The following is a 24,564-nucleotide window of genomic DNA, read 5'->3' as shown; positions in this document are numbered from 1 at the left end:
GCAAAAGTGGGAACCGGTTTTGCGACAAGACTACGTTCAAAAAATGGACCAGGGGAACGAGATGGGTACCGCAGATCTCATGCGGTCGGGACATGTGGACTCTTTCGCGCGGGACAACCTGCCGCGGCGTGAAAGCTGGCCGCGCCTCGACCTCGCAGCCGCCGGGCTAAGCTATCCGGAACGGCTCAACGTCGTCACCGAGTTCGTCGATCGCCATGTCGCCGAGGGGCGCGGCGAACGCGACGCGGTGATCGGCCCGAGCGAGACCTGGAGCTATCGGGCGCTCGCCGAAATCGTGAACCGCATCGCCAATGTGCTGACCCGCGATCTCGGCATGGTGCCGGGCAACCGGGTACTGCTGCGCGCCGCCAACACGCCGATGATGGTCGCGACCTATTTCGCGGTGCTCAAGGCCGGCGGCGTGGTGGTCGCGACCATGCCGATGCTGCGTGCCGGCGAGCTCGCCTATCCGATCCGCAAGGCGAAGATCGGGCTGGCGCTGTGCGATGCGACGCTGGTCGATGAACTCAAGGCTGCCCAACAGCTTGCAGCAGAACTCTCGACCATCGTCACATGGGGCGATGGCGGGCTAGAAGCCCTGATGGACAAAGCCGGCTACGAGAGTTTCGAGCCGGCTGACACCGCGCAGGACGATGTCTGCCTGATCGCCTTCACCTCGGGCACCACCGGCGAACCCAAGGGCACGATGCATTTCCAGCGCGACCTGTTGGCGATCTGCGACGCCTATGGCGCGCGCGTGCTGCAGGCTGCACCTGACGACCGCTTCATCGGTTCGCCGCCGCTCGCCTTCACCTTCGGGCTTGGCGGCATCGTGCTCTTTCCCTTGCGCATCGGCGCCGCCTGCATCCTGCCGGCCAAGGTCGCGCCGCCCGATCTCGCCGAAGCGATCGAGCGCCATCGTGCGACGGTCTGCTTCACCGCTCCCACTGCCTATCGCGCCATGCTCGGCAAACTCGCCGAGCGCGACCTCTCTTCACTGCGCATCTGCGTCTCGGCCGGCGAAACGCTGCCGAAGGCGACCTTCGACGCCTGGCAGGAGGCAACCGGGCTGCCATTGATGGACGGGATCGGCGCGACCGAGATGCTGCACATTTTCATCGGCGCGCCGCGCGACAAGATACGGCCGGGCTCGACCGGCCTGCCGGTGCCCGGCTACGAGGCGAAGATCGTCGACGAGGATGGCAAGGAGGTGCCGGACGGCACGCCCGGGCGCCTCGCCGTGCGCGGCCCGACCGGCTGCCGCTACCTAGCCGATCCGCGCCAGGCCAAATACATCCTCGATGGCTGGAACGTCACCGGCGACACCTATCTGCGCGATGGCGACGGCTATTTCTGGTACCAGGCGCGCTCCGACGACATGATCATCTCGGCCGGCTACAACATCGCCGGGCCGGAGGTCGAGGCCTCCCTGCTGACGCATGCGGCGGTGGCCGAATGCGGCGTCGTCGGAGCGCCCTGCCCCGAGCGCGGCCAGATCGTGAAGGCCTATGTGCTGCTGCGCGAGGGCTTCACTGGCGATGCCGCGCTGGCCAAGGCGCTGCAGGAGCATGTCAAGGCGACGATCGCGCCCTACAAATACCCACGCGCCATCGCCTTCGTGACAACCCTGCCGAAGACCTCTACCGGGAAGCTGCAGCGCTTCGCCCTGCGCGAGATCGCGCGCCTGGAAGCTTCGGCTTCCTGACTATTGCTTGAGAAAGACCACGCCCATGACCAGCGGCACCTCGCCATCCGATTCCGCTCCGCGCCGCGCCCGCGCGGTCCTGCCCGAAGGCTGGCCGCAGCCGCGCGGTTATGCCAACGGCATGGTCGCCGAAGGCAAGGTGCTGGTGACCGGCGGTCTCGTCGGCTGGGACGTCCAGGGCGTCTTCGCCAAGGGCTTCGTCGCCCAGGTCGGCCAGACGCTCGCCAACATCAAGGCCGTGGTCGAGGCCGGCGGCGGCAAGGTCGAGGATATCGTGCGCCTGACCTGGTACGTCACCGACATCGAGGCCTATCGCAACAGCCTGGCCGAGCTCGGCCCGGCCTATCGCGCCAATCTCGGCCGGCATTTCCCCGCCATGGCGGTGGTCTCCGTTCCCGCTCTGGTCGAGCCGGAGGCGATGGTCGAGATCGAGGCGACGGCCGTGCTGCCGGGCTGAGCCATCGCTCCGGCGCAGTGTAAGACGCGCTAGGAATTTACCAAGAATTAGCCACGATACTCGACGGCGCCGTCTGATCCGGGCGGTGAATCGTCAGGAGTATCGCATGACGAGTATCAGCGGCGCCGGGGGCTTTCGCCCGCCACCGCCAGGAAAGCCGCCGAGTTTCGACAAGCTCGACAGCAATAGCGACGGGGTGCTCAACCTCGCCGAATTCTCCGCCGGCGCGCCGAAAGGCGCCGACAACGCCAAGACAGAGAAACTGTTCAAGGCGATGGACACCGACCAGGACGGGTCGGTCAGCAAGGCGGAATCGGACGCCTTCAAGGCGAAGGCGGAGAAGGCTGACCAGCAGACGCAGGCCCTCCTGCTGATGCTCCAGTCGGATACGGCCAACGCCAAGACGTCGACCAAGACCGACGCCAAGGATGGCGAGGACAAGAACTACTTCGCCAAGCTTGATGCCGATTCAGACGGCAGCGTCGCCAAGGACGAATTCCTGAAGGTGGTCGCTCCCGACGGAGACAGCTCGAACGGCCTGCTAAGCCGCCTCTTCGCCGCGATGGATGCGGACAAGGACGGCCAGGTCTCCAAGGAGGAGATGGCCGACTTCAAGAAGCAGATGGAAGAACGCGCCTCGCAGCGGCCGCCTCCGCCACCATTGCCGGCGGAGATCAGCGGCGCGTCGGAAGCTTATGGCCAGACCTACCAGCTCGGAGCGAAGGCTTCCGCTGGCACGACCTATTCCCAGGCGGCCTGATCACCGCTTGCGCAACGCCGGGCCGGCAGAAGGCCGTCCGGCGCTCTCGAGATATGCGGTTCAGATGCCCGCCCCGTCATAGAGCGAAGGCGGCGCCTTCTTTGCCCACAGCCTCGCATGCAGGTCCTTCAGCAGCGGCCGCAGCGCGATATCGCCGAGTGCAAGCACGGCCGCGAGACCCCACTGCCCCGTCGACAGCGCCACGACGGCGAAGACGAACAATCCGCTTGCCAGGCGCCAGCTCGCGGCCTCGAACCAGGCGCGTCGTTCCTGTGCACCGCGCCAGCCGACGAGACGCAGGACCGCGCCGCTGACCGCACCAGCCTCAGTGATCGAACGAGCCTTGTCCTGAGCCTTATGGGTCTCGACGAAGCCGAAGGCGACCGTCTGGTTGCTGAGCCTGTCGATCAGAATGAAGCCACCGAGCTCGCGGCTATGCGTGTAGTCGAGCACCGCGAGCTGCCGGTCGAGCGTCAGCGTCGCCAGGCCGATGCCGTTCATCGCCAGGCTGTCGGCCGGTGCCTCGGCATAGCTTTCGATGTCGACGCTGTGGTGCAGGCGCACGATCTGCGCGTTGGCGCTCGCGGTGGCGAGCTTCACGATGAACTCGCCGCCTTCGCGCAGCGCGGCCTCGCCGGTCCAGAGCAGGCGCGCCTGTAATTCCTGCTTCACCACCGGAGCGTGAGCGACCGAGGCAATGACGTCGCCGCGCGAGACGTCGATCTCGTCCGCAAGCGTGACCGTCACCGACTGGCCGGCGCTCGCCTGCGAGACGTCGCCGGACGGCGCAAGGATGCGGGCGATCGTGCTGCGACGGCCCGACGGCAGCGCCGCGACCGCATCGCCGACGCGCAGGCGCCCGCGCGCGACCGTGCCGGCGAAGCCGCGGAAGTCGAGATCGGGCCGGTTGACCCATTGCACCGGCAAAGCGAAGCCGGCTTCGACTTCCGCCTCGGCGACGACCACGACGGATTCGAGCAGGGGCAGCAGCGCCGGGCCGCGATACCAGGGCGTCAGCTTGGAGAGACTCGTGACGTTCTCGCCGTCTCGAGCCGAGACCGGGACGAAGTCGATGCTGGCGAAGCCTAAGCCCGCGACGGCCTTGCGATAGTCCTGCTCGATCTGGCGGAAGACCGCCTCGTCATAGCCGACCAGGTCCATCTTGTTGACGGCGACGACGACATGGCGGACGCCGACCAGCGAAACGATGAAGGAGTGCCGGCGCGTCTGCGGCAGCAGGCCCTTGCGGGCGTCGATCAGGATGATGGCGAGGTCCGCGGTCGAGGCGCCGGTCGCCATATTGCGGGTGTACTGCTCGTGACCGGGGGTGTCGGCGACGATGAAGCTGCGCTGGTCGGTCGAGAAATACCGATAGGCGACATCGATGGTGATGCCCTGCTCGCGCTCGGCCGAGAGCCCATCGACCAGCAGAGCGAAGTCCGGCGCCGCGCCCTGCGTGCCGAACTTGCGGGAATCTGAGTCGAGCGCAGTGAGCTGGTCGTCGAAGACCGCGCCGGCCTCATAGAGAATCCGGCCGATCAGAGTCGACTTGCCGTCGTCGACCGAGCCGCAGGTGATGAAGCGCAGCAAGGCGCGGGCGCTGCCCTCGGTTCTCTGGCTCTGGTCGTTGGCGGGGTGCGGCTGGCCAGCCGGAGCGGGCTGGCCCTTCAACTTCGCGAGCGCCGCCATCAGAAATAGCCTTCCTGCTTCTTCTGCTCCATCGAGCCGGAGCCGTCATGGTCGATGACGCGCCCTTCCCGCTCGGAGGAACGTGACGCACGCATCTCGGCGATGATGTCGGTAAGGTTCGCCGCTTCGCTCTCGACCGCGCCGGTCAGCGGGTAGCAGCCGAGCGTGCGGAAGCGGACCATGCGGGTCTCGAGCTTTTCGCCGGGCAGCAGCTCCATGCGCTCGTCGTCGCGCATGATCCAGGCGCCGTTGCGGCGCACGACCGGGCGCGGCGCGGCGAAATAGAGCGGCACGACCGGGATGTTCTCGAGCGCGATGTAGTCCCAGACGTCCTTCTCGGTCCAATTGGAGAGCGGGAAGACGCGGAAGCTCTCGCCCTGGGCCTTGCGGGTGTTGAACAGCCGCCAGGGCTCGGGCCGCTGGTTCTTCGGATCCCACCGGTGCTGGGCCGAGCGCAGCGAGAACACCCGCTCCTTGGCCCGGCTCTTCTCCTCGTCGCGACGGGCGCCACCGAAGGCCGCGTCGAAGCCGTATTTGTCGAGCGCCTGCTTCAGCCCTTGCGTCTTCATCACATCGGTGTGCAGGCGCGAGCCCGAGGCAAACGGGTTCACGCCGGCCCTCCGGCCCTCCTCGTTGATGTGCACGATCAGGTCGAGCCCGAGCCGGCTCGCGGTCTGGTCACGGAAGGCGATCATGTCCCGGAACTTCCAGGTCGTGTCGACATGGAGCAGCGGGAATGGCGGCTTGCCGGGATAGAAGGCCTTCATGGCAAGATGCAGCAGGACCGCCGAGTCCTTGCCGATCGAATAGAGCAGCACCGGCTTTTCGCAGGTCGCGGCGACCTCGCGGATGATGAAGATCGCCTCGGCTTCGAGCTTCTGCAGATGACTGAGCTGGATCACGCCAAAACCTCCGCGGCCGGCTTGGACCGCACCAACCGGCCGTCCGGGCCGACATGCAGGCCGCACTCCTTGGCGGCTTCCTCTTCCCACCACCAGCGCCCCGCCCGCTCCGGCTCGCCCGGCTGGATGGCGCGGGTGCAGGGCTGGCAGCCAATCGAGAGGAAACCCTTCTCATGCAGCGGGTTGAGCGGAACATCGTGCTTGCGGGCGAAGGCCAGCGCCTGGTCGCGCGACCAGTCGAGCAGGGGATTGAACTTGATGAGGCTGCGCTCCCGGTCGGCCTCGGCGAGCGCGACGCCACCGCGTGCGGCCGACTGGTCGGCGCGCAGGCCGGTGATCCAGGCGGCGGCTCCGGCGAGCGCCCGGCCGAGCGGCTCGACCTTGCGGACATTGCAGCAGGCCTTGCGGGCCTCGATCGAATTGTAGAAGCCGTTGATGCCGTGGCCGAGCACGAAGGCCTCGACCGCGTCGTGACGCGGATAGAACGGCGTGATCGTGATGCCGTAGCGCGCCTCGGTCTGCGCCCAGAGCGCATGGACCTCACCGAAGAGCCGGCCGGTATCGAGCGTGACGATCTCGATCGGCAGGTTCTGGGTTGCGATCAGATGGGTGACGACCTGATCCTCGAGGCCGAAGCTGGTGGTGAAGACGAGGCGCCCACCAGTGTTCCGCACCAATCCTGCGAGGCGCTCGGCTGCATCCGACGTTCCGAACGCAGCATTGAGGTTTTCGGCCTGTTCCTGCAACTCGACCATGTACTTGCTCTGCGCAGACAAGGCCGACGCGGACAGCACGATGCCGCCCTCGCCCGCCACGACCTGCCATGTCGTCAGTCAGTGGGATGTTCTGTAAATCGAACAATCCACATATAACTTGAAAGCCTGTCAATCAATTCACATCAGATAGCGTGAATTTTCTTATTTCGAGGAAGAAGGAGAAAATCCTTCCCGATCCATTGAATCCGTAGCCTGCTCGCAAGCGCGCCTGAGCCGTTGCCACAGGAACTTTCGCTCAAGCACCTGCGTTGACGGGACATGCAGGCTGGTCCTGCGACACTACAGGGGGACTATCATGGCGAATTCGGCAAACCACGCGGTCGAGAGCTTGCGCAAGGAGCAGCGCGAACAGCGCAATGACGCGAAGAAGGCGGGTGGCTCGGCCGAGAAGGAGCTCGACAAGGCGCTGAAGGACACCTTTCCCGCCAGCGATCCGGTCTCGCCGCAAGTTCCGACCAAGCCCGGAGCGCCCAAGCACCGGAGCTGATGCTGACACGCTCCATCGCGGACGGAGCTATTCTCCACCATCTCGGCCTGACGAGATGGAGATGGCTATGCCTGACCGTGCGAGAGTCGATGCCTTTGTCGCCGCCGTCGTGAGCGGCGATCATGTCGGCGCCATTCGCGATTTCTACACTGACGACGCGACCATGCAGGAGAACGCCAACGAGCCGCGCCGCGGCCGCGAGGCGCTGATGGCGCACGAGGCGCGCGCGCTGGAGCGGCTCGAGAAGATGCATACGCATCCCCCCGCCGCAGTGCTGGTCGACGGCGACCATGTCGTCGTCCGCTGGATTTTCGACGCGACCGACAAGACAGGCGTGACGCGCCGGCTCGAAGAGCTGGCTTTCCAGCGCTGGCGGGGCGACCGTATCGCCGAAGAGCGCTTCTTCTACGACACCGGAAGCGCGTGGCGGGAGGTCGGTTCAAGCGCAACCTGACAGCAAGGTGAGATCGGGACACCGGATCTCTCACTTGCAGCTGGTCTCGCCGGAGCGCTATCGACGTCGAAGCGGAAGCGAGAGCGTCGATGATTGCTGGTGATCGCAACGAGGTCCGTCCTGCTGCGGCATTCCTGCCCAGCGGGGTCCGGCTTCATCTGACGGAATTCGGATCCCGGGATGCCGAGGCGGTCCTGCTCCTGCATGGCTGGCCCCAGACGTCTTATGCCTGGCGACACGTTGCGCCCCTGCTGGCAAAGGCCGGATACCGGGCGATCGCGGTGGATCTGCGTGGCTTCGGCCACAGCTTGAAGCCGCCCGACGGCTATGACAAGAAGAGCGTCGCACGCGACCTGCTCGAACTGCTCGACAGCCTCGCCATTCCGTCGTGCTGGGTGGTCGGTCACGACATGGGCGGACAGGTGGCCTATCCGTTCGTGGCGCAATGGCCGGAGCGGGCGAAGGGCCTGGTGTTCATCGAGTCGGGCCTGCCCGGCTTCGGCCAGGAGAACGCCATGAACATCGCGCAGGGCGGGAGTTGGCATTTCGGCTTCAACGCCGCCGGTGACATCGCCGAGGCCTTGGTCGCCGGCCGCGAGCACATGTTCATCCGCCATATGCTGCATCGCGACAAGGTCGGGCTGTGGGACCGCACTGCCATCGCCGAGGTGGACATCGCGGTCTATGCCGCAGCAGCGGCAGCCCCCGGCTGCCTGCGGAGCATGTTCGCCTACTACAGAACCCTGTTGTCGCATGACCTTCAGGACAACCTGGATTTCGGCTCGCGCAAACTGATGCTCCCAGTCCTGGCGATCGGCGCCGAGCACGGCTATCGCGGCGCAGCCCTCGCGACGATGCAGCGGGTCGCGGCAAATCCACAGGGCTGGATCGCCAGCCGTAGCGGGCACTATGTTCCTGAAGAGCGCCCGGCCGAACTGAGCGAGCGGCTCGTCTCCTTCTTCGCGGGTGCCGGCTAGAGCAATTCCAGCAACGGTGCGCAGCGGTTTTGCGTCAGGAATTGCGTGAAAACAGAGAGATGGAGCATTGGAGGCGAACCCGTGTTCGCCGGAAATGCTCTAGGCGCCGGGCGGCACCTCGCGCCCACTCAGCGCAGGCCGCTCGGCCCGACCGTCAGCTTGTCGCCAATCTGGATGAATTTGAGGGGATTGCGCGCCTCGTCCGAGAGCCGCGTCTCATAGTGAAGATGCGGGCCGGTCGAGCGGCCGGTCGAGCCGACGCGGCCGATGACCTGGCCGGCGGCGACGATCTGGCCGGCCTTGACGTCGAAGGCCGAAAGATGGCCGTAGCGCGTCGTCACGCCATTGCCGTGATCGAGTTCGACGAGGTTGCCGTAGCCGCCGGCAACCTCTGCACGCAGCACCTTGCCTGCCCCGGCAGCATGCACCGGCGTGCCGGTCTCGCCTCGAAAGTCCATGCCGGCATGCATCGCGGTGCCGCCGGTGAACGGATCGGAGCGCGGGCCGAAATTGCTGGTGGTGGTGTCGTCGGTCGGGACCGGGCGCTGGAATGGGACGATGGTCGCAAGGTCACGCCAGCGCCCGAAAACTGCGCGCGCTTCGCCGAGCTGCATCAGCGCATGCTCGAAGGTACCGGCCTTCACCGTCATCGGTATGAGCGGGCCGCCCATGCCCGGCTGGCCCGGCGGCAGCTTGACCTTGGCAGGATCGAGCCCGATCTCGGTCAGCGCTGCCTTCACTTCTTGCACACGGCCGACGAGCTGGCGCCCGAGCGCCGGAAGCTGCTGGTTCTGGCCGTTCTGCACCCGGTCGAGCGATTGGCCGAGTATGGCGATGCGCTGGTCGAGCGACATCGTCTCAGCTGCCTTGACCGCTGCCGCGACCTGCCGGCGCTGTTGCGCCAGTATGGCGGGATTGACGCGATCCAGGACATTCTGGCCGTCGGCGAACTGATTGCCGCCCTGCGCCTTGGCGCCGCCCTGCGGCAGGATCGGCCCGACTGCCTGGCCGGTCAGCGCGCCGAGCAGGGCCTGGCGGGCCTCGAGCTCGATCTGACGCGTGATCAGGTCGGCGAGCTGGTCGCCCGCCTTGCCGGACGCAGCGGGCTGGCCCGGCTGCGACGGCAGGCCGGGCGAATTGCCGGAGGCGACGATGGCGCTGACGAGGCGACGCTGCAGCGCCTTCAGCTTCTCGTCATAGCTGCTCTGCAGGATGGCCTGCTCCTGCTGGAGTGCCGCGACGCGGCTCTTTTCCTCATAGAGAAGATGGCCGGTGACGCCGGCAGCGACGATCGCCAGCACAGCCAGAATCCAGGGCAGCACGCTGCCGCGTCCCGACCCTGACCGTCCGCCACCGCTACGTGGACGCCGCGCTGTCTCGCTCTCCGGCTGGAGAGAGGTGGTGCTGGCGGCCTCGTCGGGCCGTCGCTTCAGGCGAACCGGTTGCACGTCTCTGTTTCCGCGTCGAACCCGCCGCGCAAGTATATCTCAAACAGAGATCGGCGGCGATGCTTGTCTCGCTGCTGGCCCCGTTCCGTCATTCCGAGGAGCGTAGCGACGAAGCAATCCAGGGGACGTAGAGCCCGCCACTCGTGAATTGCTTCGCCTTCCGTCGCAATGACGCTGGGACCACCACTTCAATTGCAGGCGTAGTGGAAAGCGCCATCCTCCACCGTGACCTTCGCCTCGGTCAGCGGCTTCTTCTCCAATTGCAGGTTGAGGATGCTGCGCGAGAGCGCCGGCAGCATCGAGTTGGTGATGATGTTGTCGATCATGCGCCCGCCCGAATCCGGGTCGTTGCACTGGGCGACGATGTGCTCGACCACCGCGTCGTCATAGGTGAAGGCAGCGTTGTGATTGTCGCGCAGGCGCTTGCCGATGCGCCCGAGCTGGAGGCGCACGATCCCGCCGAGCATCTCGCCGGAGAGCGGGTAATACGGAATCGTCACCAGACGGCCGATCAGCGCCGGCGGGAAGACCTTGAGCAGTGCCGGCCGCAGCGCGACCGCGAGCTCCTCGGAATCCGGACGGCTCGCCTCGTCGCCGGCCATGCGCATGATCTCGTCGGTGCCGACATTCGAGGTCAGGATGATCAGCGTGTTCTTGAAGTCGATGCGCCTTCCGGTCCCGTCCTCCATCGTGCCCTTGTCGAAGACCTGGAAGAACAGCTCGTGCACGTCGGGATGGGCCTTCTCGACCTCGTCGAGCAGCACGACCGAATAGGGCTTGCGGCGCACGGCCTCGGTGAGGCGTCCGCCCTCGCCATAGCCGACATAGCCGGGAGGCGCCCCCTTCAGCGTGGAGACGGTGTGAGCCTCCTGGAACTCGCTCATATTGATGGTGATGACGTTCTGCTCGCCGCCATAGAGCGATTCAGCCAGCGCCAGCGCCGTCTCGGTCTTGCCGACGCCCGACGGGCCGCAGAGCATGAACACGCCGATCGGCTTGTTCGGATTGTCGAGTTTGGCGCGATTGGTCTCGATGCGCTTGGCGATCATGGCGATGCCATGCCCCTGCCCGACCACGCGCTTGTTCAGCGTCGCGGCGAGGTTGAGCACGGTCTCGATCTCGTCCTTGACCATGCGGCCGACGGGGATGCCGGTCCAGTCGGAGACGACGGAGGCGACCGACTGCTCGTCGACATGGGCGTAGATCATCCGGCCCGCCGGATCGATCGCGCCGAGCGCATCGAACTTCTCGCGCAGGCTGGCGCGCGTCGCCTCGGGATCGGCCGGCGCTTCGGCGGGCGCGGCGTCGGCAGATGCCTCGCCATCAGCAGGAACAGCCTCAGCGGCCGGTTTCTCGCCGAGCTTGCCGCGCAGCAGCGTGATCTCCTCGACGAGGGCGAGCTCGGAAGCCCAGTCGGCTTCGAGCGCCTCCAGCTTCGCCGTCAGCGCAGCGCTCTCTTCCTCGATCTTGCCGAGGCGCTCATCGGTGGCGTCGCCGAGATCCTTGTCGGCGATCAGCGCGATCTTCTCCTTCTCCAGCGCGGTAATGGCGACGCGGGCATCCTCGATCGCCGCCGGGGTTGCAGTCTGGCTGATCGCGACGCGAGCGCAGGCCGTATCGAGCAGGCTCACCGCCTTGTCGGGGAGCTGCCGTGCCGGGATGTAACGCGAGGAGAGCTGCACCGCTGCGACGATGGCGGCGTCGGAGATGCGGACCTTGTGGTGCTTTTCCATCGGCCCGATCAGGCCACGCAGCATCGTGCAGCAGCGCACGACGTCCGGCTCGTCGACCTGGACCGGCTGGAAGCGGCGGGTCAGTGCCGGATCCTTCTCGAAATACTGGCGATACTCGGACCAGGTCGTCGCGGCGATGGTGCGCAGCGTGCCACGGGCCAGCGCGGGCTTCAGCAGATTGGCGGCGTCGCCGGTGCCGGCAGCTCCGCCTGCGCCGATCAGCGTATGCGCCTCGTCGATGAACAGGATCACCGGCGTCGGCGAAGACTGGACCTCGTCGATGACCGATCGCAGGCGCTGCTCGAACTCACCCTTCATCGAGGCGCCGGCCTGCATCAGGCCGATGTCGAGGGCGCAGACCTTGACCCCGCGCAAGGGCGGCGGCACGTCGCCGGCGACGATGCGCTGGGCGAAGCCTTCGGCGATCGCGGTCTTGCCGACGCCGGCCTCGCCGGTGAGGATCGGGTTGTTCTGGCGCCGGCGCATCAGCACGTCGATGACCTGGCGGATTTCGTCGTCGCGCCCGAGGATCGGGTCCATCGTGCCTGAGCGCGCCTTCTCGGTCAGGTCCTGCGAGAAGCGGTCGAGCGCGGTGGTGCCCTTGGCGCCATCCGCCTGCTCTGCGCCCGGCGTGCCGGCGGCGCGCAGCCCCGAGCCGTCCATCGGCCGCAGGTTCTCCTCTTCGGAGTCCTTCCAGATCTTGGCGTACCCGGCGGCGAGCTCCTCGACCGGGATTTTGCCGAACTCCTTGGAGATGCCGGTCAGCGCCCGCTTGAGCTCGAGCGACTTCAGCGCCGCGACCAGGACATGGCCGCTCCGGATCTGGGTCTCGCCGAAGAACAGCGTGGCGTAATGCCAGCCGCGGTCGAGCACGTCGACGACGTTGTTCGCGACGCCGGGCATCTCCGTTTCGTTCTTGCGGAAACCCTCGATGACGCCGCCGATATCGGTGGCCAGCCGAGCCATGTCGAGGCCGTAATGCTGCGCGGTCAGCCCGATATCGGTGGAGCGCCGCTGCAGGATCTGGGCGAGCCAGTGCGCCAGCTCGACATTGCGGTTGCCGGCTCCCTTGGCCTGGCGCAAGGCCTGGATGAAGGCTTCATAGCCGACGCGGTTGAGTTTGCCGGTGACGGCTTCGAGACTGATGTCGGCCATGGCGGTCCCCTATCGTCTGTCTTTTTGAATCAGGTTTGTTTCAATGAAGCTGGCTTGGTGGAAGCTTGCTTGGTCAAGTTCTGGCTTTGCCGGCTGCGCTTCTGGCGCATGCGTTCGGCCGGGTGGAAACGGGCATCGCGGCGCAGGCTGCCGTCCGGGACGTTCCAGTTCGGCGAGATCCAGCTCGACCAGCCTAGCGCGCCGGAGCGGCCGAGCTGCATTGGCTGGACCTTGCCGACCGGCAGAGCGAGCTCGACATCCCATTCGAACTGCTCGCCGAGATAGAAGAACACCGCGTCGGCCAGAGGCTCGCAGCGATCGCCATTCGGCAGGAAGCGATTGAACTGCTCGAGGTCGCGGGCGACCAGCTTGACCCGGAACTTGTCCTCGACGCTGTAGACGCTGGCGCCGAGCAGGACATTGCTGCCCAAGGCGCATTGGCCGCGGCCGAGCTTGGTCCTGTCCTCGGGGTCGAAGACCAGCCGCATGCCGACGAATTGCTCGACCTCGACCTCGATGTCGAAGAGCCCGGCGAGCAGGCTGCGCAGGCGCGAAGCCGACTTGGCCTGCGCGCCGGTGAGACCGGCATGGGCGAGCTTTTCGGGATCGGGGACGCTGTCACGGTTCTGATAGGGCTGCGAGCCCAGGCCCGTCATGCTGCCGACATAGGCGATGAAGCGGTCCTTGTCGGGCCGGTCATGCTGCGCGACAGGCCGCGAATCCGCCCAGGCCCGGTAGAAGAGCTGCAGGAACCGGTTGTTGAAGATGTCGAGGAAGCGCGGGAAGGCGTCGTCGCGAACGAGCTGCCAGTGATAGCTCTCCTCGGTCGTCGCCAGCGGCAGCGCACCTTGCGGGCCCAGCAGGCCGAGGAACTTGACGAAGAGTCGCAGCCGGCCCTGCAGGTCGCGATCGGCCTCGGCGATGGCCGAGGCCGGAAAGTCCATATAGGGCTGCTCGCCGAGCGCGACATACTCATCCCGCCTGGCGGCGACGTCACCGATGCGCTCGCGCTCCGGGAAGCTACGTTCGATCCGGCGCAGCGCCGCATAGAAATCATGCCGCCAGGGCTCGGCCCGCAACCCTTCGACGAAGGGCGGCTCGACGCGCAGATCGTCGAGCGCGGCTGGTGGCGGCAGGGCTGGCGCGCGCTCGTTCACAGGATGCGCCTCGTGCCGGCGCGCGGCGGGAAGCGCATGACCTCGCCGCGCTCGACGGTGCGGATCACGGTCTGCGTGAAATGGTTCATCGCCGCGTATTCGGCGAAGAAGCGGTCGAGGATCGCCCCCAGCAGGAAGACGCCGCTGCCCTCGAACGCCTTTTCGTCGAAGAGGACTGTGATCTCGAGCCCGCGCGCAGCGCCTGTTCCGGCCCGCTGCGGGAAGCGCCGGATCACCGGGCGGCTGTCGACACTCTTGATGCCGCGGATGCGGCGCTCCGTGGCGCTATCGGCGAGGTCGGCGAAGAGCGAGAGCATCTCGCGCAGCGCCTCGGCGTTCTCGCCGGCGCCACGCTGAACCAGGCCGAGATGGTTGAGGCTGAGCAGATTGATCAGCCGCCAGGTGACGACGCCGGTGCTCGCCGTCTCCGAGCGCAGCCGAAGCTGCGAGACGATCGGCTCGCGCGGCGGGGTCGGACCGGCGAGGGAGGTCACGTCGAGCACGACATTGTCGATCAGGCGGAAATCGGCGCCGCCGACGCCGGTCGGCAGATGCTCGGTCAAATGGCGGTTGGAGCAGAGAGCCCGGATGCTGAGCTCGGCCACGGCTGCGGCATCGGAAACCGTCGCCGGCTCGTAGAGGGAGATGAACATCTCGGTGCCGGTATAGTCGGACGCCCGCCCCTCGCGGCGCTCCGCCGAGGAACGCCGGCGCGGCAGCCGCCGCTGCGTGTAGAGCAGGCCGTGGGTCGGCGAAGCGCCTTCGGGTGAGGAATAGAGCGGGTGGACCGGCTGCTTGTCGCGGCCGCCGCTGTAATGCGCGTAGACGTCGAGGATCGAGTGCGGCTCGTAGTCGAGCATGCGGCTGCGATCGGGCACGACGTGATATTCGTGCTCGTTCCGGCGCACCGGGATGCGGTCGGTCGTCTTCTCGAACAGGTTCACCGCGGGGGCGGCATAGAGCGCGAACATCTCGCGCTGGACCGCTGCCGGCAGGCGCGTGTTGACCTCGTCGAAGACGAAGATGATGTCGACCGCCTTGGCCTTGAGCCGGGACATCACCTTGTCGAGACCGCTCAGCTTGAAGCCGAGGAATTTGCGCGGGAACCAGAACTGCTCGCGCAGCAGGTCGAAGCCGCGGAAGACCCGCGTATCGGCCGGCAGCAGCGCCTCGTCCTCATCGAAGCCGATCTGCTCCAGCGCGCACTCCGCCCCCGACAGCACCACGGGATCGCCGAACTCGTCGAGATAGCGGAAATAGAGACCGAGGCGGTCGGCGAAGATCTGCTCATAGAGCGCGATCGCATCGGCTTCCGTGCCGAGCAGGTGCACTGTGAGCTCGCGCGTCTTGCAGCCGGCAAACCAGCTGTTCGGCAGCTTGCTCGCCTGCTCCGGCGATGGTTCCTCGGCCGGGTCGCTGGCGATGCGATGGGTCAGCGACAGGCGCAGTCCCGAGAGCACCCGGCCGTCGGCCGGGAGCCCAAGCGCCTGCAGCCGCCCCGGCGCGGCGATGTATTCGGCGGAGGCGACCTCGAACGGCCAGATCGTAACGGGCGAGCTCAGCCGGTAGCGGCAGGCGACGCGTCGGTCGCGTTCGACATAGGTTGCGTCGAGATAGGAGCCACGCGGCACCTCGACCCCCTCGCGCAGAGCCGGGTCGCCGTAGGTGGGCGCGATCCCGGCGAGCAGAGCCGACGGCGTCGGCGCCAGATAGTTCGGGATCAGCTGCTCGAGCAGATTGTTGGTGAACTCGGGGAATTCGTGCTTGAGCTTGAGCTGGACCCGCGCGGCAAGGAAGGCCGCCCCCTCCAGCAGGCCGCCGACCATCGGGTCCATGCGCTCGCCGACGAGACCGCCGAGCCGCTCGGCGATGCCGGGGTATTCCTCGGCGAACTCCTTCGTATGCTCGGTGAAGAGCCTGAGCTCGCGATTGTAGAAGTCGAGGAATTCCTGGTTCATTCCACGCTACCGGTTCTTGATCGCGATCTTGCCGGTGTCGAGTTCGACATCGGCGACGAATTGCACCGGAATATTCAGCGGCTCGCAATTGAGATCTGCCCGCACGATGAAGCGGATCTTGAGCTCGGCCTTGTCGAGCCCTTCGTCGCGCTCGACCACGATCGACTGCTTCATCAGCCGCGGCTCGTAGGCGAGCAGCACCTGCGCGAGCTCGTCCTTGATCGCGCCGACCCGGTGCTCGTCGATCGACTTGTTCTGGACGTCCGGGAAGCCGCAGTTGAGCACGGAGCGGCGGACATGCTCGAAGCGCGACAGATCCGTCGAGGAAGCGAAATTGATCGTGTTGACCAGGGCTTCGAGGTCGAGCGCGATCTCCTGGCGCAGCTTGCTCTCGGTGATCGCGGTCCGCGGCGCAGCGCGGCGCCCAGCCACCACGCGCTCGCCGCCGGCGTCGCGCAGGTCGAGCTGGACCTTCGCGTCCTTGGCGCGATGCGCCTCACGGAAGGCGAACATCAACGGCGGTCGCAACCGGTTCTTCGCCTTGGGGTCGAGCATCTGGGTCATCCCGAACGAAGCTGCTCAATGCGACGGACTCCCGGTGATTGCTGCCGCAATCGCGGGGAGTCCGTGCGGAACGTGACAGGATCGGCGACGCCGGTCGAGGCGGGACACCGGAAGCTGCCCTCCAGCCGGGCCCGCCCGAGCGGACCCGGCTGGAATGGCGTATTACTCTTGGTTCTTCTTGAGGTCGTAGGTACCGGTGATCGCCGAACCGAGCGAGCCGTCCTTGTTCTGCGGCTTGTATTCGAACTTGATCTTGGCGAAGTTCAGCGAGAACTGATCGGTCGGGACCGGGTTGCCGCCGGTCGAGTCGCCCGACTGGTAGCTCGACACGAGCAGGTCCTCGAGCGTGACCGTGTAGAACTCCTGCTGGCCCTTGCCCTGCTTGCGGACGTGCAGCACGGCCTTCTTGATGTGCTCGCCGGTCGAGCACTTCAGCATCAGGGTCGCCGAGGCCTTGTTGACGTTGGCCGTGCAGTGCAGGTCCTGGTAGCTCGCCTTGCCGGCGCCGCCGCCATGCCCGGCGGCGTGCGTGCCGGAATTGCTGACGCCCCAGGAGAAGGATTCGATCTCGATCGTGTCCTTGTGCTTGGCGTCCTGGCTTTCGCCCTTGATACCGTCGATCTCCAGATGGAAGTCGCTAGCCATGGTGCTCTCCAATTGTTGGCTGATTCAGGTGATTTAGGCATAGAACTCGCGTCGCCTGGAGAGCTCCCCCCATGCGTCGCTACTCTCCCTGCGCCGCGAGCGCAGGGTCGACTGTTGTCCTGGGGGCCGGCGCGCCTAAGGGCCCGCCTGGGTCTCAGGTCTTGGGCGCCGGCAGGCGCGAGACGAGGCTCAGGCCGATATCCATGCCCTCGAGCTGGAAGTGCGGCCGGAGGTAGAACTTAGCCGAATAATAACCGGGGTTCTCCTCGTCCTCGAAGACGTCGATGCGCGCATCGGACAGGGGCTTGCGCGCCTTCGTCTCCTCGCTGGAGTTCAGCGGATCGCCGTCCACATATTCGGTGATCCACTCCTGCAGCCAGCGACGCAGGGGTTCGCGCTCCTTGTAGGAGCCGATCTTGTCGCGCACCATGCACTTCAGGTAATGCGCGAAGCGCGACACGGCGAACATATAGGGAAGTCGCGAAGACAGGTTGTCGGAGGCCGTCGCCGCGACGCCGTCGGGCCCGAAGAAGGTCTTGGGCTTGTAGAGCGACTGCGCGCCGATGAAGGCCGCCTTGTCCGTGTTCTTGCGATGGATCAGCGGGATCAGGCCGGACTTGGCCAGTTCCGCCTCGCGGCGGTCGCTGATCGCGATTTCGGTCGGGCACTTCAGGTCGACGCCGCCGTCATCGGTCGGGAAGGTATGGGTCGGCAGGTTGAGAACCTCGCCGCCCGACTGGACGCCGCGGATGCGGGTGCACCAGCCATACTCCTTGAAGGCCCGGTTGATGTTCACCGCCATGGCGTAGGCGGCGTTCATCCAGGCGTATTTCTCGCCCTTGTGGCCGTCGGTGTCTTCCTCGAAGGCGAACTCCTCGACCGGCTCCGACTTGGCCCCGTAGGGAACCCGCGCCAGCACTCGCGGCAGGCACAGGCCGACATAACGGGAGTCGGCCGCGTCGCGCAGGCCCTTCCAGGCCGCATAGTCCGGCGTGTCGAAGACCTTGCCAAGGTCGCGCGGGTTCGAGAGCTCCGTCCAGGAGTCCATGCCCATCAGGTTCGGGTCGGCGCCGGTGAAGAATGGCGCATGGGCGGCGGCCGCGATCTTGGAGAGATCGCGCAGCAACTGCACGTCCGTGGGGGCGTGGCTGAAGTGATAGTCGCCGACGAGCGCGCCGAAGGGCTGGCCGCCGAGCTGACCGAACTCCTGCTCGTAGAGCTGCTTGAACAGCGGGCTCTGGTCCCAGCGGGCGCCGGGATAGGTCTTGAGGTTACGGTAGAGCTCGGTCTTGCCGACGTTCATCACCTTGATCTTCAGCTGCGAGTCGGTCTCGGAGTTGAAGACGAGGTAGTTGAGGCCGCGCCAGGCGCTTTCGAGCTTCTGGAACTCCGGCGCATGCAGCACCTCGTTCATCTGCTCGCTGAGCTTGGCGTCGAGCCGGGCGATCATCTCCTCGATCGTGTCGAGTACGTCGCCCTTGATCAGCGTCGAGTCGGCGAGAGCCTGGTTGACCAGGGTCGCGACCGCGTTCTCGACCTCGCTGGCCGCTCGTTCGGTCTTCGGCTTGAAGCTCTGCTTCAGCAGTGCCGAGAAGTCGTCGGCGCCTTGCGTTTCAGCAGCTGCCGCGCCGGGTTGTTGGATCTGTGCTTCCGCCATAGCCGCCTCGCTTACCCGTTGCTGTCCTGCTTGTCGTCACCAGCCGGCTTTTCGCCGAGCTTGTCCTTCAGCGCCGCCATCAATTGCGGATCAGCCAGAAGGGCCTTGAGCTGGTCGCTGGCCGCGACCTTGCCATCCATGTAGCGCAGGAGGTTGGCGAGCTGCTCGCGTGCCTCCAGCAGCTTGGCCGTCGCCGGAATCTGGCGGGCGATCGCAGCCGGGTTGAAGTCCTCGTATTTCTTGAACTTCAGCGACACGGACAGCTTGTCGCTCCCGTCCCCGAGCTTGTTCGGCACGGTAAAGGCCGCGCCCGGTTCGATCGCGGCCATGCGCTGATCGAAATTGTCCATGTCGATGTCGAGGAACTTGCGGTCGCCAACGTCGGGCTTCTCGACCGCCGAAGCATTGCCCGACAGATCGGCGAGAACCCCCATCACGAAGGGCAGCTCGACCTTCTGGTCGGCATTGTAGGGATCCTCATAGGTAATGTGGACCCGCGGTGGCCTATTGCGGCGAATGAATTTCTGCCCCGAATCTCCGGCCATGACGGCGCCCCTTCCTTTAGAGGCATCACGCAAGGAGAGCGTGATGCCACGCTTACGATCCAGCTCGCTATACCATACACACTTGCCGACCGCTTGACAGTTCTTGTCGAACTGCTCGCATCGGCTGCACAAGATCCAGCCAGCTCAGCTTTGCAGGCGGATGACGTCACCGCATCCACCGAACGAATGAGGCGCGGCGCTCCACGAAGGGACCGTCGCGACCTACTCGCCGCTGCTCTGCCTTATGCCGACTTCAGGCAGGATATCGCCGAGCAGCGACAGAAAATCTTGCTGCGCCAGCGCACAGGCCTTGTCCATCAGCAGCGGCACCGGATTGGACGGCTCGGCGTGACGATAGAAGCCGGCGACGGCCTTCATCCGGGCGATCGCCTCGGCCCGGCTCGCGATGGTGATCGCAGGTACAGGTGCCACCGCCGCGGAAGCACTCGCTCTGGATTCGGTCCCGGCCTGCGGCTGCTCGCTCTCAGTCTCCTCGTCGGCGCCCTGTTCCCCTTCGTCGTCGGCTTCCTGGTCAGCTCCGTCCCCGGCGTCCGTCTCCTCATCATCGGACGAATTTTCCTCGTCATCGTAGGATGAGCTCTCTTCGTCGCCATCGGAGGCGTAGCCGTCGTCCTCACCGCTGTCGTCGCCATAGCCGCCGCCAGAACCATCGCCACCCAGGCGCTCCAGCGGCAGCTGATATTTCGTGTCGTCGCCGATCTCGAGCATCGCCTTGTCGACGTGCTCCGGGAACATGATCTGGATGACCTCGATCAGCGACTTGCCGATCAGGCGCTGCGCCTGGCCGATCAGCAGCACGGCCGGGCTCGACGGCTCGACCCGGCGGAAATAGGCGAGACAGCCGGCGAGCGCGGCCTGGGCCTCGTCGACGGAGGCGCAGACGCCGGGCGGAAGCGCTGCAACCACAATCGTCCCGGTCGCAGCGCCGCCGACGGCTGCGGGCACCTCGGCGCCGGCGGCGCCCTGCCCGCCGGGCGCCTTCCGTTCGATCGCGGCCTCGAGAAACGCGATGATCTGCCCGACAAGTCCGGCAAGCCGCGGGAAGGTCACCGCCTGGTCGGTGCCGAGCTTCTCGCTCCAGATCGCGCGCAATCGCAACTGCGCGTCCCGGATCGCGGTGACATGGCCGAGCATCGCCGTCAGGTCGGAGAGTTCCACCTCCTTCAGCGCCGCGTTGATTCCGCCGGCATCGGGGTGTTTCTCATCCTCGCCGGGCCGCAGCTCGCCCGAGGCGACGAGCTGGCTGCGAAACATCACCGGTCCCAGCCGCTTGCTCAGGAACAGCGGCGCATGCTGCAGCGGCAGGGCGACGGTGGCGTTCTCGTCGAGCCCCTGCAGCGCGACCTCGCGCATGATGAAGTCGCCGTCCTCGGCCCGAGGATAGACCTCTTCCCAATAGTCGCCGAGATAGCTCGCGATCAGCCCGAGGCTCGCGGCGAAACCGGCGATGTCGCGATTGAGCAGACAAAGCTTGCCCGCCAGGACGAAGCCACGCAGGTCGCGGCTCTGCTTCAGCACCTTGCCGAGATCGCCGAAGGCTACGGGAAAATCGATCGTGCTGCGATCGAACGGGATTTGCCGCCCTTCGTCGTCGCGGCGGAAATAGGAGGTCGGCAGCGCCACTTCGAGGCGCGCCATGACGTTCATGACGTCGGGATCGGCATCCGGATCGGGACCGCAGGGATCATCCGCCGAAACCGGCTTCGCCAGATCAGCGAAATTGAGCGCGGCCATGCCCCCTCACGATCAATCGAGCTTATCGGGGCGGCCGCCTGGCCGTCACTCCACCTGCAGCCGCGTCTCGACCCGGCGATTATCGGCCGAGAACTTGTCGGAAACGACGGGCTTGCTCTGGCCGAGGCCGCGCGGGACGAGCTTGGCGGTATCGACGCCCCGATCGCTGAGATAGCGCACGACCGCCTTGGCGCGCCGCTCCGACAGACTCAGATTGTAGTCCGCGGTGCCGCTGGCATCAGTGTGCCCCTCGACCAGGAAACTGCTCGCCGAAAGCTGCGGATCCTTCAGCGCCTTGGCGAACTCGTCGAGGTTCACCCGCGCCTCGGGCTCGAGCACGTCGGAATTGTATTTGAACTTGACGACGAGATCGAAGGCGGTCGGCGGCTTCACGACGTGGCCGGCCCTGTTGCACTCGGCCTCGGTGCCGACGCACAGGCCGCGCGAGACGCCGAGATTCGGCTTCGCGGCTCCGAAGTGCTTGACGATATCGTCCGCCTTGTAGGCCTGTGCCTGCGCGGAAAACGGCGACAGGACGCAGAAGCCTGCGGCAAGAGCGGCACTAACCATGACAAGGGCCTGCTTGCGCACGGTCTTCCTCCCGTTTAGGTTCGCTGAGGCGGTTGAAGACTGACGGCGCGAACTATGCCTCGCAGCGTTTGCTGCGTCAATAGTCGTCTCTTGTCGCAAGCCACGAGGTTTTGTTGATGCCCGCCGCTCCAGGACAATCGAAAAGACTTGCCTCCTTTACGACACCGGCGGGTCAAGATGTCTTCTCACTTCTCAAGTTTGAGGCGCGCGAAGCTCTCAGCGAATTATTTGTTTATCAAATCGAGGCTGTGAGTACTTCTCGGGGCGACGATCTTCAAAATTTAATTGGCGAGAAATGCCATATTAAAATGACGCTGAAGAACGGTGAAGACCGGATCTTCAACGGCGTGCTCGTCGAGGCGCAGTGGCTCGGCCGGGAGAAGGATCTCGACCACTACCGCTTCGTGCTGCGGCCCTGGCTCTGGCTGCTCTCGCAGCGCTCCGATTGCCGCATCTTCAAGAACAAGACGGCCCTCGACATCATCAAGACGATCTTCGGGAAAGAGGACAAGGCGAGCTTCGAGGACCGCGTCAGCGAGCCGCCCCCGGAGATTGACTATTGCGTGCAGTACCGCGAGTCCGATCTCGACTTCGTCCTGCGCCTGATGGAGAAATACGGCATCTACTACTATTTCAAGCACACCGAGGGGGACCACAAGCTGGTCCTCTCGGATGCGCGCAACTCGCATGATGCGGTGACTGCCGCAGCCGAACCGAGCTTCGCCGGAGCCGGCGCCGCCTACCCGTTCATGCCGACGGACGGTGCCCAAAGGCGGCGCATCGAGCATCTGACGCAATGGTCGGCGCAGCGGCGGCTGCGGACCGGCAAGATCGAGATCAAGGACTATGATTTCGAGAAATCCACCTCGGACCTGACGGCGCGCGCCGAGGACGGCTTCCCGCGCACTAAGTCCTACGAGGCGTTCGACTATCCCGGCGCCTATCTCGACCGCGGCAAGGGCGAGAAGCTCGCCCGTATCCAGGTCCAGGCCGAGCAGGCGCAGGACGAGCGGCGCCTCGCCGTCGGCGATGCGCCCAGCCTCAATCCTGGGACCCTGATGACGTTGGCCGATCATCCCGTCGGCTCGGAGAACGCCGAGTTCCTGGTGGTGCGGGCGACGCACAGCTACGGCGTGCAGAGCTATCGCTCGTCCAAGCGCACCGACCAGGCGATCTACCACGGCTCCTACGAACTCCAGAAAGCGACCAAGCGCTTCCGCGCCCCGCTGCTGACACCCTCCCCGCTCCATATCGGCCCCGACACCGCCAAGGTGGTCGGCGAGAAGAACAAGGGCGAGGAAGGCGACATCGACGTCGACAAGTACGGCCGGGTCTGGCTGCGCTTCCACTGGGACCGCGAGAAGGAGTCGACCTCCTGCCGCGTGCGCGTGGCGCAGGCCTGGTCGGGCAAGAACTGGGGCGGGCAGATCATCCCGCGCATCGGCCAGGAGGTCGTGGTCTCCTATATCGGCGGCGACCCCGACCGGCCGATCATCACCGGCGCTGTGGTCAACGACCAGCATATGCCGCCCTACGACCTGCCGGCCAACAAGACCCAATCGGGCCTGAAGTCGGAATCGACCGATGGCGGCGGCAAGTCGGGGAAGTTCAACGAGATCAAGTTCGAGGACCTGGCCGGCAAGGAGGTCTTCTCCATGCAGGCCGAACGCGACCACAAGACCGAGGTCTTCAACCTCGAGACCCGCGACGTCGGCAAGAAATTCGAGGGCGGCCCGACCGACTTCGCCCGCACGACGCAGATCCTGAGCGGCAGCGACAAGCTGCACGTCAAGCAGGGCAAGCGCTATGTCGAGGCTGCTCTGGAGATCAAGCTGGTCTGCGGCCAGAGCGAGATCACGATGACGCCGACCAACATCACCATCACCTCGCCGATGATCAAGGTCGAGAGCACCGCAAAGACCGAGATCAACGGCGGCGGCATGACCATCATCACGGGCGGCGTCGTCAAGATCAACTGACAGCCTCTGGTACAGCGATGTCGAAACTTCGGTTCAGCACAGCGCAGGAGGTCTTCGAGACCTTCCCCGCCGCGCGCGAGATCATCCAGACCGCGCCGACCACCGAGCCGCCGCTGAGCTTCCTGCGCAAGCTCCTTGCCTCGGGCGATCACAAGGACGCGATCGGCTTCTGCGCCTTCCTGATGCCACGCCGCGAAGCCGTCTGGTGGGCCCTGCAGAGCGTCCAGCGCATGCAGCCTGCCGGAACCGCAGCAGATCCCGGCCTGAAGGCAGCCGAAGCCTGGGTTCGCGACCCGACCGACGAGACGCGCCGTGCTGCCCTGGCGCTCGGCGAAAGCGGCCATCACGCCAGCCTCGGCACTTGGGTCGCGCTGGCGGCCGGATATTCCGGCGGCAGCATGGTGGCGAGCCATGCCGTGCCCGCACCGCCGGACTTGACCGCCAAGACGGCGCGGATCGCGGTATTAACCGCACTCGGAAGGGTATCCGAGCCAGAACGCGATGCCGCATTGCGAAATTGCGTCGAAGCATGCATTCGTCTGATCGATGACGAAAGCGGCAGGACGAGAGCATAGCTTGGCCCCGGCGCCGATGCGGCAGCCGGTGTCGGACTATGACGAGGCGGGCGGCCCGACATGGCGCTGACGCTGACGATCGAGAACCAGGCTTCACTGCCGGATGGCGGCCCGCTCAGCGTCACGCTGAGCGGCGGGCGCGGGCTGGATATCGGCCGCGACCAGCATCTCGACTGGTGCCTGCCGGATCCGAGCCGGGCCATCTCCGGGCGGCATTGCGAAATCCGCTTCAACGACAACGCCTACTGGCTGCGCGACATCTCGACCAATGGCACCTTCGTCAATGGCGGTGCCTATCGGGTGCAGTCGCCCTACCGGTTGCAGCATGGCGACCGGCTCGAGATCGGCCAATACATCATCGCGGTCGCGATCGACGAGGCGGAGCGCGGAGTCCCCGGCCCGGCCGAGCGAGCGGCGATGCCGCCGCCGCCTGGCGAATCGCTGTGGGACTCGAACGGTGACGAGGCGCCGCCGATCGCCCGCCGCGATCTGATTCCGCCGCAAAAATACCAGCCCGTGCACGCGCCCTTCATCGACTGGGCCGCCGATATCCCGACTCCGTCGGAATCGGCGCAGGTCTATGCTGCGCCGCCGG

22 protein-coding genes are annotated in these 24,564 nt (G+C 66.0%); 9 read left to right on the top strand and 13 right to left on the bottom strand.

All coding sequences use genetic code 11. The features are described from left to right. The first annotated feature begins 43 nt into the window (after nt 1-43). The 3 genes from CXY91_RS07955 (at nt 44) to CXY91_RS07945 (ending at nt 2,922) form a co-directional block, all read left to right on the top strand. The gene (locus CXY91_RS07955) at nt 44-1,705 is read left to right on the top strand and encodes an AMP-binding protein (RefSeq protein ID WP_100960193.1); all 1,662 of its coding nucleotides are present in this window, start codon (nt 44-46) and stop codon (nt 1,703-1,705) included. Between the two features lie 25 nt (nt 1,706-1,730). Beyond that, nucleotides 1,731-2,162 (top strand): RidA family protein, encoded by a 432-nt coding sequence (locus CXY91_RS07950; protein WP_100960191.1) that lies wholly within the window; start codon nt 1,731-1,733, stop codon nt 2,160-2,162. Nucleotides 2,163-2,268: 106 nt separating this feature from the next. Further along, the gene (locus CXY91_RS07945; RefSeq protein WP_100960189.1) at nt 2,269-2,922 is read left to right on the top strand and encodes an EF-hand domain-containing protein; all 654 of its coding nucleotides are present in this window, start codon (nt 2,269-2,271) and stop codon (nt 2,920-2,922) included. A 60-nt stretch (nt 2,923-2,982) separates the two neighbouring features. Here CXY91_RS07945 and cysN read toward each other — a convergent pair whose 3' ends face one another. Genes cysN through CXY91_RS07930 form a run of 3 tightly spaced genes read right to left on the bottom strand, consistent with a single transcriptional unit; the run spans nt 2,983 to nt 6,268 of the window. Next, entirely contained in the window at nt 2,983-4,611 is a 1,629-nt protein-coding gene (gene cysN, locus CXY91_RS07940) for a sulfate adenylyltransferase subunit CysN (RefSeq protein WP_100960187.1), read from the bottom strand. Further along, the gene (gene cysD / locus CXY91_RS07935; RefSeq protein ID WP_091829311.1) at nt 4,611-5,513 is read right to left on the bottom strand and encodes a sulfate adenylyltransferase subunit CysD; all 903 of its coding nucleotides are present in this window, start codon (nt 5,511-5,513) and stop codon (nt 4,611-4,613) included. The genes cysN and cysD overlap by 1 nt, the downstream gene beginning before the upstream one ends. Continuing rightward, nucleotides 5,510-6,268, bottom strand: coding sequence for a phosphoadenylyl-sulfate reductase (locus tag CXY91_RS07930; protein ID WP_100960820.1), 759 nt, complete (start codon nt 6,266-6,268; stop codon nt 5,510-5,512). The genes cysD and CXY91_RS07930 overlap by 4 nt, the downstream gene beginning before the upstream one ends. Nucleotides 6,269-6,584: 316 nt before the next feature. On the opposite strand from CXY91_RS07930, the gene CXY91_RS07925 reads away from it, so the two are divergent. The 3 genes from CXY91_RS07925 (at nt 6,585) to CXY91_RS07915 (ending at nt 8,207) form a co-directional block, all read left to right on the top strand. Beyond that, nucleotides 6,585-6,776, top strand: a complete 192-nt coding sequence (locus tag CXY91_RS07925) for a hypothetical protein (RefSeq protein ID WP_100960185.1) — start codon at nt 6,585-6,587, stop codon at nt 6,774-6,776. A 67-nt stretch (nt 6,777-6,843) separates the two neighbouring features. After that, nucleotides 6,844-7,230: a nuclear transport factor 2 family protein gene (locus CXY91_RS07920; protein WP_091829317.1), complete on the top strand. Its 387-nt coding sequence runs from the start codon at nt 6,844-6,846 to the stop codon at nt 7,228-7,230. Between the two features lie 89 nt (nt 7,231-7,319). After that, the gene (locus CXY91_RS07915) at nt 7,320-8,207 is read left to right on the top strand and encodes an alpha/beta fold hydrolase (protein ID WP_100960183.1); all 888 of its coding nucleotides are present in this window, start codon (nt 7,320-7,322) and stop codon (nt 8,205-8,207) included. 128 nt (nt 8,208-8,335) lie between these two features. Here CXY91_RS07915 and CXY91_RS07910 read toward each other — a convergent pair whose 3' ends face one another. The 10 genes from CXY91_RS07910 to CXY91_RS07865 all read right to left on the bottom strand — a co-directional run bounded on the left by CXY91_RS07910 (nt 8,336) and on the right by CXY91_RS07865 (nt 21,415). Next, nucleotides 8,336-9,655: a M23 family metallopeptidase gene (locus CXY91_RS07910; protein ID WP_158673313.1), complete on the bottom strand. Its 1,320-nt coding sequence runs from the start codon at nt 9,653-9,655 to the stop codon at nt 8,336-8,338. Nucleotides 9,656-9,843: 188 nt separating this feature from the next. After that, complete coding sequence (tssH, locus tag CXY91_RS07905; RefSeq protein ID WP_100960178.1) at nt 9,844-12,543, bottom strand: type VI secretion system ATPase TssH; 2,700 nt, start codon at nt 12,541-12,543, stop codon at nt 9,844-9,846. Between the two features lie 29 nt (nt 12,544-12,572). Further along, entirely contained in the window at nt 12,573-13,700 is a 1,128-nt protein-coding gene (gene tssG, locus CXY91_RS07900) for a type VI secretion system baseplate subunit TssG (protein WP_349236581.1), read from the bottom strand. Beyond that, nucleotides 13,697-15,658 carry a type VI secretion system baseplate subunit TssF gene (tssF, locus tag CXY91_RS07895; RefSeq protein ID WP_100960176.1) on the bottom strand — a complete coding sequence of 654 codons (1,962 nt, stop codon included), beginning with the start codon at nt 15,656-15,658 and terminating at the stop codon, nt 13,697-13,699. The genes tssG and tssF overlap by 4 nt, the downstream gene beginning before the upstream one ends. A gap of 6 nt (nt 15,659-15,664) precedes the next feature. Beyond that, nucleotides 15,665-16,222, bottom strand: a complete 558-nt coding sequence (locus CXY91_RS07890; protein ID WP_244543656.1) for a type VI secretion system baseplate subunit TssE — start codon at nt 16,220-16,222, stop codon at nt 15,665-15,667. Between the two features lie 162 nt (nt 16,223-16,384). Then, nucleotides 16,385-16,867: an Hcp family type VI secretion system effector gene (locus tag CXY91_RS07885; RefSeq protein WP_091829329.1), complete on the bottom strand. Its 483-nt coding sequence runs from the start codon at nt 16,865-16,867 to the stop codon at nt 16,385-16,387. Nucleotides 16,868-17,021: 154 nt separating this feature from the next. Beyond that, nucleotides 17,022-18,524 carry a type VI secretion system contractile sheath large subunit gene (gene tssC, locus CXY91_RS07880; protein WP_091829331.1) on the bottom strand — a complete coding sequence of 501 codons (1,503 nt, stop codon included), beginning with the start codon at nt 18,522-18,524 and terminating at the stop codon, nt 17,022-17,024. 11 nt (nt 18,525-18,535) lie between these two features. Beyond that, a complete protein-coding gene (gene tssB, locus CXY91_RS07875; RefSeq protein ID WP_091829333.1) occupies nt 18,536-19,069 on the bottom strand; it encodes a type VI secretion system contractile sheath small subunit in 534 nt (177 codons plus the stop codon). Nucleotides 19,070-19,291: 222 nt separating this feature from the next. After that, nucleotides 19,292-20,824, bottom strand: coding sequence for a type VI secretion system protein TssA (locus tag CXY91_RS07870; protein ID WP_100960174.1), 1,533 nt, complete (start codon nt 20,822-20,824; stop codon nt 19,292-19,294). Between the two features lie 45 nt (nt 20,825-20,869). Beyond that, complete coding sequence (locus CXY91_RS07865; protein ID WP_248307396.1) at nt 20,870-21,415, bottom strand: OmpA family protein; 546 nt, start codon at nt 21,413-21,415, stop codon at nt 20,870-20,872. Between the two features lie 116 nt (nt 21,416-21,531). Between CXY91_RS07865 and CXY91_RS07860 the strand changes: the two genes are divergently transcribed. The 3 genes from CXY91_RS07860 to CXY91_RS07850 all read left to right on the top strand — a co-directional run. Next, entirely contained in the window at nt 21,532-23,394 is a 1,863-nt protein-coding gene (locus CXY91_RS07860) for a type VI secretion system Vgr family protein (protein WP_100960169.1), read from the top strand. A gap of 17 nt (nt 23,395-23,411) precedes the next feature. Next, the gene (locus CXY91_RS07855; RefSeq protein ID WP_100960167.1) at nt 23,412-23,969 is read left to right on the top strand and encodes a DUF6931 family protein; all 558 of its coding nucleotides are present in this window, start codon (nt 23,412-23,414) and stop codon (nt 23,967-23,969) included. A 60-nt stretch (nt 23,970-24,029) separates the two neighbouring features. Then, nucleotides 24,030-24,564, top strand: a 535-nt coding sequence (locus tag CXY91_RS07850; protein ID WP_158673312.1) for a type VI secretion system-associated FHA domain protein, incomplete at its 3' end; no start/stop codon positions are given.

Source organism: Allobosea sp. FBZP-16, assembly GCF_002831785.1.
Lineage (GTDB): Bacteria > Pseudomonadota > Alphaproteobacteria > Rhizobiales > Beijerinckiaceae > Allobosea > Allobosea lupini.
Note: the sequence above shows the minus strand (reverse complement) of the source record. Positions and strands in the feature narration are given on the sequence as shown.

Coding starts and splice junctions, on each gene's coding strand:
- CXY91_RS07885 (WP_091829329.1), bottom strand. CDS start 16,867: ATGGCTAGCGACTTCCATCTGGAGATCGACGGTATCAAGGGCGAAAGC.
- CXY91_RS07915 (WP_100960183.1), top strand. CDS start 7,320: ATGATTGCTGGTGATCGCAACGAGGTCCGTCCTGCTGCGGCATTCCTG.
- cysN (WP_100960187.1), bottom strand. CDS start 4,611: ATGGCGGCGCTCGCGAAGTTGAAGGGCCAGCCCGCTCCGGCTGGCCAG.
- tssB (WP_091829333.1), bottom strand. CDS start 19,069: ATGGCCGGAGATTCGGGGCAGAAATTCATTCGCCGCAATAGGCCACCG.
- CXY91_RS07920 (WP_091829317.1), top strand. CDS start 6,844: ATGCCTGACCGTGCGAGAGTCGATGCCTTTGTCGCCGCCGTCGTGAGC.
- CXY91_RS07955 (WP_100960193.1), top strand. CDS start 44: ATGGACCAGGGGAACGAGATGGGTACCGCAGATCTCATGCGGTCGGGA.
- CXY91_RS07890 (WP_244543656.1), bottom strand. CDS start 16,222: ATGACCCAGATGCTCGACCCCAAGGCGAAGAACCGGTTGCGACCGCCG.
- tssH (WP_100960178.1), bottom strand. CDS start 12,543: ATGGCCGACATCAGTCTCGAAGCCGTCACCGGCAAACTCAACCGCGTC.
- CXY91_RS07925 (WP_100960185.1), top strand. CDS start 6,585: ATGGCGAATTCGGCAAACCACGCGGTCGAGAGCTTGCGCAAGGAGCAG.
- CXY91_RS07930 (WP_100960820.1), bottom strand. CDS start 6,268: ATGGTCGAGTTGCAGGAACAGGCCGAAAACCTCAATGCTGCGTTCGGA.
- CXY91_RS07870 (WP_100960174.1), bottom strand. CDS start 20,824: ATGGCCGCGCTCAATTTCGCTGATCTGGCGAAGCCGGTTTCGGCGGAT.
- CXY91_RS07945 (WP_100960189.1), top strand. CDS start 2,269: ATGACGAGTATCAGCGGCGCCGGGGGCTTTCGCCCGCCACCGCCAGGA.
- CXY91_RS07860 (WP_100960169.1), top strand. CDS start 21,532: ATGCCCGCCGCTCCAGGACAATCGAAAAGACTTGCCTCCTTTACGACA.
- CXY91_RS07855 (WP_100960167.1), top strand. CDS start 23,412: ATGTCGAAACTTCGGTTCAGCACAGCGCAGGAGGTCTTCGAGACCTTC.
- tssF (WP_100960176.1), bottom strand. CDS start 15,658: ATGAACCAGGAATTCCTCGACTTCTACAATCGCGAGCTCAGGCTCTTC.
- CXY91_RS07950 (WP_100960191.1), top strand. CDS start 1,731: ATGACCAGCGGCACCTCGCCATCCGATTCCGCTCCGCGCCGCGCCCGC.
- tssC (WP_091829331.1), bottom strand. CDS start 18,524: ATGGCGGAAGCACAGATCCAACAACCCGGCGCGGCAGCTGCTGAAACG.